This is a genomic window from Dietzia sp. SLG310A2-38A2, from assembly GCF_014145095.1.
Taxonomy (GTDB): domain Bacteria; phylum Actinomycetota; class Actinomycetes; order Mycobacteriales; family Mycobacteriaceae; genus Dietzia.
Map to the genome: position 1 here is coordinate 1 of NZ_JAALDX010000414.1, position 360 is coordinate 360.

1 protein-coding gene is annotated in these 360 nt (G+C 68.6%); it reads right to left on the bottom strand.

Annotated features, from left to right (window positions below):
* Positions 1–115: 115 nt before the first annotated feature.
* Positions 116–360: asparagine synthase-related protein (locus tag G6027_RS18970; protein WP_241727137.1), on the bottom strand; the 245-nt coding region annotated here is incomplete at its 5' end.

Consider the following 360-nt stretch of genomic DNA (forward strand, 5'->3'; position numbering starts at 1 on the left):
GACGTTGCAACAACCGTATGAAACCGCCGAGATGGGTGTGTGCGGAACGCTCTTCTCGATGAGTCGCGCCGGAGGGGGCCGGAGGGGGCCGGAGGTCGGGTCGGTTCGGGCCGGACTAGAGGCGCACGGGGTAGTCCCGCTGTTCGATGTCCGGGGTGATCCGCCCCTCCACGAAGATGCCGTGCCAGATCATGAAGCACAGCATGGTCCAGATCCGGCGGCTGTGGTCGGACTCGCCGCGTCGGTGCTCGTCGAGCATCCGCAGGACGGCGGCCTTGTCCACGAACTCGTCGGTACCCGAGGCCTGGATCTGCCCGCGCGCCCAGTCGTGCAGCTCCGGCCCGGCCAGCCAGTGGCGGA